Origin of the sequence: Phenylobacterium sp., from assembly GCF_016793225.1 — a bacterium.
GTDB lineage: Bacteria > Pseudomonadota > Alphaproteobacteria > Caulobacterales > Caulobacteraceae > Phenylobacterium.
This window is the reverse complement of the sequence record NZ_JAEUMN010000002.1, coordinates 1-8,113: the sequence shown is the minus strand read 5'-3', so window position 1 is coordinate 8,113 and position 8,113 is coordinate 1. Positions and strand designations below refer to the sequence as shown.

The 8,113-nt window shown below is 70.7% G+C and carries 7 protein-coding genes; 6 read left to right on the top strand and 1 reads right to left on the bottom strand.

Annotation, left to right across the window (positions count from 1 at the left end; all coding sequences use genetic code 11):
* Positions 1–279 (top strand): Hsp70 family protein (locus JNK30_RS00095; RefSeq protein ID WP_293479018.1); only part of this gene is annotated, 279 nt, incomplete at its 5' end.
* A 211-nt stretch (positions 280–490) separates the two neighbouring features.
* Positions 491–1,294, top strand: a complete 804-nt coding sequence (locus tag JNK30_RS00090) for a PEPxxWA-CTERM sorting domain-containing protein (RefSeq protein WP_293479016.1) — start codon at positions 491–493, stop codon at positions 1,292–1,294.
* A gap of 42 nt (positions 1,295–1,336) precedes the next feature.
* Here the strand turns inward: JNK30_RS00090 and JNK30_RS00085 are convergent, their stop codons facing one another.
* Positions 1,337–4,171, bottom strand: a complete 2,835-nt coding sequence (locus JNK30_RS00085; RefSeq protein WP_293479014.1) for a pitrilysin family protein — start codon at positions 4,169–4,171, stop codon at positions 1,337–1,339.
* Positions 4,172–4,673: 502 nt separating this feature from the next.
* Between JNK30_RS00085 and JNK30_RS00080 the strand changes: the two genes are divergently transcribed.
* The 4 genes from JNK30_RS00080 to JNK30_RS00065 all read left to right on the top strand — a co-directional run.
* On the top strand, positions 4,674–5,633 hold the full coding sequence (locus JNK30_RS00080) for a LysR family transcriptional regulator (protein WP_293479012.1): 960 nt from the start codon (positions 4,674–4,676) through the stop codon (positions 5,631–5,633).
* Positions 5,634–5,767: 134 nt separating this feature from the next.
* Entirely contained in the window at positions 5,768–6,565 is a 798-nt protein-coding gene (locus tag JNK30_RS00075; protein WP_293479010.1) for a PEPxxWA-CTERM sorting domain-containing protein, read from the top strand.
* A gap of 180 nt (positions 6,566–6,745) precedes the next feature.
* Positions 6,746–6,979: a 30S ribosomal protein S21 gene (gene rpsU, locus JNK30_RS00070; RefSeq protein WP_111275467.1), complete on the top strand. Its 234-nt coding sequence runs from the start codon at positions 6,746–6,748 to the stop codon at positions 6,977–6,979.
* 219 nt (positions 6,980–7,198) lie between these two features.
* On the top strand, positions 7,199–8,113 hold a 915-nt coding region (locus JNK30_RS00065), incomplete at its 3' end, for an ATP-dependent metallopeptidase FtsH/Yme1/Tma family protein (protein ID WP_293479008.1).

Sequence of the window (8,113 nt, the reverse complement as noted above, 5' to 3'; positions counted from 1 at the left end):
GTGGCCCGGACGGACTTCGAGCGCTGGATCGCCCCCGAGCTGGCCCTGATCGAAGGCGCCGTCGATGCGGCGCTGGAGGACGCGGGGCTGACGGCGGACGCCATCGACCGCATCTTCCTGACCGGGGGGTCGTCGCTCGTGCCGGCCGTGCGCGGCGTCTTCCATCGCCGCTTTCCCGCGGAGCGCATCGAGACGGGGGCCGAGCTTGAATCAATCGCGGCGGGCCTGGCCCTGATGGCCCGCGAGCGTGACCTGACGCGCTGGACCACCACGGCCTGACCGGCCTGCGGGCCAGCAGAGGCCCGGGTCCTCAAGACTTCCCGGCGCGACGGCCTATATTCTGTCGGATGTCCGACGTTCCAGGAAGATCATTTCGCGCCGGGCGCAACAACGTGCTCCCGCTTCTGCGGGTTTCATCCCAAGAAGTTGAGATCATCATCGGGCGCGAGGCGGGAACGCGCCTGTTGCGGCCGCCCTTGTTAACGCCACGATGGCGTACCGTGGCATCTTCTGGGCGATAACATTGAGCGCTGGAGCGGCGTTGCTGTGGCCGCCCGGCCGCGCCGAGGCGGCGGCGCCCGACTGTTTCTCGCGGCAGTCGTCCATCCCCATGGGATCCCCCGCGGCGACGCCGGGCCCCCTTCGCGCGAACATGATGCGGATCTCCACCCCGCCGCCGGCCGCGAGGACGGCCCCGCGGGTGCGCAAGGCCGTCGCCGTGGGGCGGCCCACCGCGCACCGGCCGGTGAAGGCGCGCCGGATCGCACGCGCGCACCGCAAGCCGACCGCCCGCCGCGCCGCGCCGCGCCACGTCGCCGCCGCGCGGCCCGTTCGCGCGCCGACGCCCTACGTCGTCGCCGAGCGCGAGATCGCGAACGCGCCCTTCATGCTGCTCACGACCACCATCTGCGAGAGCGGCCCGCCGGCCTTGCTCGCCGGGGGTCCGCCGGGCGCGACGGGCGAGGGCGGGTTCCCGGGACTTCCGTTCGATGACCTCGGGACGGACGACGAGGTGATCATCGGGCCGCCCGGAACGCCGCTGTTCCCGCCCGATATCGACGAGCCTCCGCTGATCCCCGAAGGCGTGCTGCCGCCGACCGTTCCCCCCGGGCCGCCCCCGCTGGGCGAGCCTCCCGTCGGGCCGCCGCCCCCGCCGGTCGTCGAGCCGCCGACCACCGCCGTCCCGGAGCCGGGGACGTGGCTGCTGATGATCCTCGGCTTCGGCGGCGTCGGCGCGGCGCTGCGGCGCCGGGCGGCGGCGCGCGCCCGGAGCCTCGCCCGTTCACAAGCTTGAGCGCGCCCGGTCCGAAAGCCGGTTCCAACGCTGGGGAAAGCGCTACGGCCGCCGTCGAAGGTCGGGCGACTCCAGGTCGAGCTCGCCCACCGGGATGATCTCCAGCTTCGGGAGCCGCTTGGCGAGTTCGGGCGCGAACGTCTTGGCGTCGCCCGCGACGATCACGCTGGCCGTCGCGGGGTCGAAGACCCTGCGGGCGAAGGCCTGCACCTGGCCCGCCTCCACCGCCTCGACCTTGGCCGTGTACTGCGACAGCTCTTCCAGCGGCACGCCGTAGAGGGCGTAGTTGCCGAGGATCCCGGCCAGGCCTTCCGAGGTGGCCACGCTGCGCCCGTAGCCGCCCACCAGCACGGACTTCCGCGCCTTGAGCTCGTCCGCGGCCGGCGGGGCGGCGGCGAGCTTGCCGAGCTCGTCCTTGATCAGGTCCAGGACCTGCCCGGCGGACTCGTTCTTGGTCTGGGCCGAGGCGCGCATCGAGCCGGTCGTCCGCGCCGCCGAGATCCGGGCCGACGCGCCGTAGGACAGGCCGCGCTTGATGCGGATCTCCTGATTGAGGCGGGCCGAGTAGCCGCCGCCCAGCACGTTGGTGGCGAGGATCGCCGGATAGTAGTCGGGGTCGCGGCGCGAGATCGCGGGCTTCAGCACGTTGACCGAGGCCTGCCCCGTGCCCGGAATGTCGATGGCGACGGCGCGAGGTTCGGACCTCGGGCTGACCGTGGGCGCGGGCGGCAGCGGGGCGGCCGGCTTCTTCCAGTCGCCGAAGGCCGCCTCGACCATGGCGAAGCCCTGTTCGGGCGAGATGTTCCCGGTCAGCACCAGCACCGCGTTGTCGGGCCGGAACCAGGTGGCGTGCAGCCGCGCCAGGTCGGCGGGCTTCAGCCGGGGCAGCGACTGCGGCGTCCCCTGGGTCGCGTGGCCGAACGGCGTGCCGCCGAAGACCACCGGCGCGGCGGCCAGGCCCGCGACGTCGCCGGGCTGTTGGTAGGCGACCCGCAGCCCGTCCAGGGCCTGCTCGCGCTGGCGTTCCAGCTCCTCGGCGGCGAAGGCCGGGTTGCGCGCCACGTCGGCCATGATGGCCAGGGCGGGACGCAGGTTGTCGGTCGCGACGTTGAGGGTCACGGAGGACGACTCGAGCCCGCCGCCGGCGCTGAGCGAGGCGCCGAGGCTCTCGACCTGGCTGGCGATCTGCTGCGCCGAGCGGGTCCGGGTGCCCTCGGTGAGCATGCCGGCCATCATGTTGGCGGCGCCCGCGAGCCTGGGCGGATCGGCCCAGGCGCCCGTCTTCACCAGCAGGTCGGCGGTGACCAACGGCAGGTCCGACGAGCGGGCGACGATGACGCGAAGCCCGTTCGCCAGCGTCCGCTCGGCCGGCTTGGGAAGGACCGGCTGCACCGGCTCCCCCACGGACGGGGGCTTCTGCCGCTCGGCCTCGGGCGCGAGCGTGAACACCGGACCGTCGTAGGTGGCGACCTGGGCCGGCGGCGCGGGCCGCGTCTCGGCCTTCTGCCCGGCGGGCCGCTCGCTTTCGGCGCGGTAGCGGATCGTCATGCGCCGATCCTCCGCCAGGTACTTGCGCGCCACGCGCTGCACATCCGCGGCGGTCACGGCCTGGAGCCTGGCGAGCTCCGTGTTCACGGCGTTCGGATCGCCGTCGACCTTCAGCGCGTAGCCGATCGCGCTGGCCCGGCCCTCGATGGTCTCGCGCTCGCGCAGCGCGGCCGCCACCAGCTCGTTCTTGGCCTCGGCCAGCTCCGCGGCCGTCGGCGGCGCCTCGCGCAGCCGCCGGACTTCGGCCAGCAGGGCGGCCTCGCCCTCGTCCACGCCGTGCCCGCTGGACATGATGGCGCCCACCAGGAAGAGGCCCGGGTCGCGCGGCAGGTCCGCGTTGGAGAACGCCTCGACCGCCAGCTGCTTCTCGTAGACGAGGCTGTTGTAGAGCCGCGAGGACTTGCCGGCCGACAGCACCGCGTCCAGCACCTTGAGCGCGGGGGCGTCCGGGTCCGACGCCGCGGCGCCCTGGTACGACACGATCACTGCCGGCAGCGGCACATTCGGCCCGTAGCCGTCGAACACGCCCGCCTGGGTGCGCGGCGGCTCCTTCACCGTGACCCGCGGAAGCGGGCGCGGCGGGTTCTTCAGGCCCGCGAAGTACTTGTCGACCCAGGCGTCCAGCTGGGCCGGGTCGAAGTTGCCCGCCACGATGAGGGCGGCGTTGTCGGGCCGGTAGTAGGTCTGGTGGAAGGCGCGGACGTCGTCGATCGTCGCCGCGTCCAGCTCCTCGATGGAGCCGATGCCGGGCCGCTTGTAGGGGTGCGTCGTGTAGCTGGCCTGCGGCAGGTAGAGCGCCATCAGGCGACCGTACGGCGAGGCGAGCACGCGCTGGCGCAGCTCTTCCTTGACCACGTCCCGCTCGGACTTGAACACCGCCTCGTCGACCACCAGCGACGACAGGCGGTCGGCCTCCGCCCACAGCAGCCGCTCGAGGTGATTGGCCGGCACGATCTCGTAGTAGTTGGTGAAGTCGTCGGCGGTGGAGGCGTTGTTCTCGCCGCCCACGTCCTCGGTGAGACGGTCGAAGGTCTCGGACGGCATGTTGCGCGTCGCCTTGAACATCAGGTGCTCGAAGAGGTGGGCGAAGCCGGAGCGCCCGTCCGGGTCGTCCTTCGAGCCCACGCCGTACCAGACCTGGACCGCCACGTTGGGCGTGGTGCGGTCCACCGAGGCATAGACCTTCATCCCGTTGGGCAGGGTGCGGGTGGTGAACCGGATGGGGGGCACTTCGGCGGCCGCGGCCGGGGCGGGCGACAGCGCCGCCGGAACCAGGACCGAGGTCGACAGGAGCAGCGCCAGACCGGCGGCGCGGAAGGTGCGGAACATGGATGATCCCGGATGAGGCGAGGTGGGGTGTCCTTAGCACCAACCGGGATCGCGGGAGATTACGAGGTTTTCATGTCGCCCTCTCCCCTCGGGGAGGGTGGGGAGAGGGCTCCATGACGGCGCACCGTGTGGGGAGCGTGCGCCGGTGAGGGTTGGTCCGCCGCCCCGGGGCCTTGGGGCCGGGCGGCGGGACCGGGGCGGGTCCTGTGGGGAGAGGAGGAGCCCGCCCGTCTCTCGCCTCCTGGGGAGAAAGGCGAGGAGATCTCGTCGTCAGTCGGTGGCGGCGATCCCGCGCCCCAGGCCGGCGACTGTCAGCACGCGCCGGTCGAGGGGGAGGGCGGGATCGCCGCAGAGCTTCATCAGCTGCACCATCGTCTTTCGTCTTCCGGCCGCCGGGAGCGCGGCCTTCGGTCCCGAGGGACGCAGCAGATACGTTCGCCGGCGGCGGCCGGGTGATCAGCGCTCTTGCAGGTTGGGTCTGCACAACCGCAGAATGGCGGTCATGTTCGATTGGAATGACCTCAAGGCGTTCCTGGCCGTGGCCCGCGGCGGCTCGACGCTTGCGGCGTCGAAGGCGCTCGGGGTCAACCAGACCACCGTGGCCCGCCGCATCGAGAGCCTGGAGCACGACCTGGGCTTCAAGCTGTTCGAGCGGGGCCAGACCGGCAGCCGGCTGACCGAGTACGGCCAGGCCCTGATCGGCGACGCCGAACTGGTCGAGCGCGCCGCCATCCGCTTCGCCAACCAGGCGGCCGGCCAGCTCCGCGGCGTCTCCGGCGCCCTGCGGCTGACGACGAACGAGCTCGTCGCCAACACCATGGTCATTCCGGCGCTCGTCGAGTTCCGCAAGGTGCATCCCGACGTCCAGGTGGATCTGGTCATCACCGACCGCAGCCTCGACCTCGAGAACGGCGAGGCCGACCTCGCCATCCGCACCAGCCAGACGCTCGCGGTCTCGGACCTCGTGGCGCGGAAGATCTGCGACCACGACATGGCGCTCTACTGCAGCCGCGACTACGCCGCCCGGCGCGGCGCGCCGCGCTCGCCGGCCGACCTGGTGGACCACGACCTGATCGACGTCACCGCCGAGATGGGCGAGATCCCGGGCGCCACCTGGATGATGCGCCACGCCGGCGGCAAGCCGCCGATCACGCGTTCGAACAGCATGGGCAGCCTGGTGCACGCGGTGAAGGCCGGCCTGGGCATCGGCGCCCTGCCCTGCACGATCGGCGACCTGGACGCCGACCTGCTGCGCTGCTCCGACGAGATCGAGGAGGCCAGGACGTCCTCGTGGATCGTGACGCGCCGCGAACTCAAGGACACGCCCCGGGTGCGCGCCTTCATCGACTTCATGGCGCCCTACCTGCAGCAGCAGATCCGGCTGGTGGAGGAGCGGGGCCGCCAGCGCATCGCCGCCGACGCCGCGACCGTGGTGCCCTTCCCCACCAAGACGGCCGTCTGACCGTCGCCACCCCCACGCGTTCTGGGTGACGGCGTTCTCCCGTTTCAGGGGAATCCGATAGCGGCCCCGGCAAGGCCTCGGTAACCCTGTCGATCGGGGCCGGACGGAGCGTCCGGTAAGATGGGGGTTTCAGAATGAGTTCGACCGTGCGCAGCCGTGGGCTGTCAGGCTGGAAGCGCGCCGCCGTGGGCGCCGTCGCCCTGGCCGCCGCCGCGATGGCGTCCACGACCGCGTCGGCCGCGACCTACGTGAAGCTGCTCAGCTCGAGCATGAACACGCAGTTCCAGGCCTACATCCAGGGCGTGGGCAACGTCTATTCGAACGGCATGGCCTTCCAGGTGAAGGACTCCGACGCCCTCGGCAACGTGACCGGCCCCGCCTACGAGCTCTTCGGCTTCTGCGTCGACATCTACCACTCGATCAGCATCGGCAGCCTCAACCTGGTCTATTCGTCGAACCAGGACCCGCTGATCGTGAACCCGCTGCCCACCGACTTCGGCGGCAATCCGATCAGCCCCACGCAGCTCAGCGCGCTGACCGACCTGATCGACACCGGCTACATCATGCGCCAGCAGGCGCTGCTGAACGGCCCGCTCACCTTCGACATGCACATGCGGCTCGCCGCGATCCAGGCCGCGATCTGGAAGACCGAGGTGCCCAGCCGGAACATCTACGTGACCCAGGGCAGCCTGACGGGCTCGCAGTTCGCGACCTACCAGGGCTACTTCAACGACTACTTCAACGGGAACTACACGTCGCTGGCCGACGCCAACGACCGGTTCTACGTCATCTCGAACCCGAACCGGCAGTCGTTCGGCATCGGCTGGCCGATCCACGGCGTGCCCGAGCCGGGCACCTGGGCGCTGATGCTCATCGGCTTCTTCGGCGCGGGCTCCGCGATCCGTCGCCGTCAGGCCGCCGAGGCCGCCTGATCCCGGGCTGAAGGAGCGCGCCGGCATTTGCGGCGGCGGCGTGGACACGCCCCGCCGCTTCTGCTATCTGGCCGCGCTCTGAAACCCGAAGGGTCGCACCTTCGGGCGAACTACATTTTGCTCGCTCGCCGCCTTTTGCCGGCTGAGGTGGGCGGCAAGCGTGCAAACAGGAGAAGTCCTCTGGTTCAGATTTTCGTCCGCGACAACAACGTCGACCAGGCCCTCAAGGCGCTGAAGAAGAAGATGCAGCGCGAGGGCTCGTTCCGCGAGATGAAGCGGCACGTCCACTACGAAAAGCCGTCCGAGAAGCGCGCCCGCCAGAAGGCGGAAGCCGTGCGCCGGGCGCGCAAGCTGGCCCGCAAGCGCGCGCAGCGCGAAGGCCTGATCGCCGCGCCGAAGAAGCCGTCGCGCTGAGACGAACCGCCCCGCGGGCCTGCGTCATGATCCGCGGACCCGGGGCTAAAAGCTGGCACGATTGATGCTTATGTGAAGGGCTGCGCCACCGGCGCGGCCCTTTTCGCGTACATGGCCAAGGCGAGGCGTACCGTCGCGGCCACGATGCGTTAAGTGGTCTATCAGCCGTTGGCGTCCTATCTTGGGTTTCCGGACGTCACACCGAAGGGTCGGTCCTCTATGAACCTCCGAAATCTCGTCATCTGGGGCGTCATCGTCGTCGTCCTGGTCGGGCTCTACAGCATGATGACGGGCGGCGGGCGCGGCAGCGCGAACGCGCGTGAGATCACCTACTCGCAGCTGCTCTCCAAGGTGAACGCCGGCGAGGTCAGCCAGGCGACGATCCAGGGCCCCATCGTCGACATCAAGGACCGCGCGAACCGGACGTACCGGGCGATCACGCCGAACAACCAGGAAGACCTGGTCCAGCGCCTCGAGAAGCAGGGCGCCGACATCTCGGTGAAGTCGGCGAACGGCCCCGGCTGGCTGGGCTTCTTCCTCAACGCGCTCCCGATCCTGCTCCTGATCGGCGTCTGGATCTTCTTCATGCGCCAGATGCAGGGCGGCGCCCGCGGCGCCATGGGCTTCGGCAAGTCCAAGGCGCGCCTGCTCACCGAGAACAAGAACCGCGTCACCTTCGACGACGTGGCCGGCGTGGACGAAGCCAAGGAAGAGCTGACCGAGATCGTCGACTTCCTGAAGGACCCGCAGAAGTTCCAGCGCCTGGGCGGCAAGATTCCGAAGGGCGCCCTGCTCGTCGGCCCACCCGGCACCGGCAAGACGCTGCTGGCCCGCGCCGTCGCGGGCGAGGCGGGCGTGCCCTTCTTCACCATCTCGGGCTCGGACTTCGTGGAGATGTTCGTCGGCGTCGGCGCCAGCCGCGTGCGCGACATGTTCGAGCAGGCCAAGAAGAACGCGCCCTGCATCATCTTCATCGACGAAATCGACGCCGTGGGCCGCCATCGTGGCGCGGGCCTGGGCGGCGGCAACGACGAGCGCGAGCAGACGCTGAACCAGCTGCTGGTCGAGATGGACGGCTTCGAGGCGAACGAGGGGATCATCCTGATCGCCGCCACCAACCGCCCCGACGTCCTA

Excerpts from the sequence above, each read along its gene's own strand:
- JNK30_RS00090 (WP_293479016.1), top strand. The coding sequence starts at position 491 with ATGGCGTACCGTGGCATCTTCTGGGCGATAACATTGAGCGCTGGAGCG.
- JNK30_RS00085 (WP_293479014.1), bottom strand. The coding sequence starts at position 4,171 with ATGTTCCGCACCTTCCGCGCCGCCGGTCTGGCGCTGCTCCTGTCGACC.
- JNK30_RS00080 (WP_293479012.1), top strand. The coding sequence starts at position 4,674 with ATGTTCGATTGGAATGACCTCAAGGCGTTCCTGGCCGTGGCCCGCGGC.
- JNK30_RS00075 (WP_293479010.1), top strand. The coding sequence starts at position 5,768 with ATGAGTTCGACCGTGCGCAGCCGTGGGCTGTCAGGCTGGAAGCGCGCC.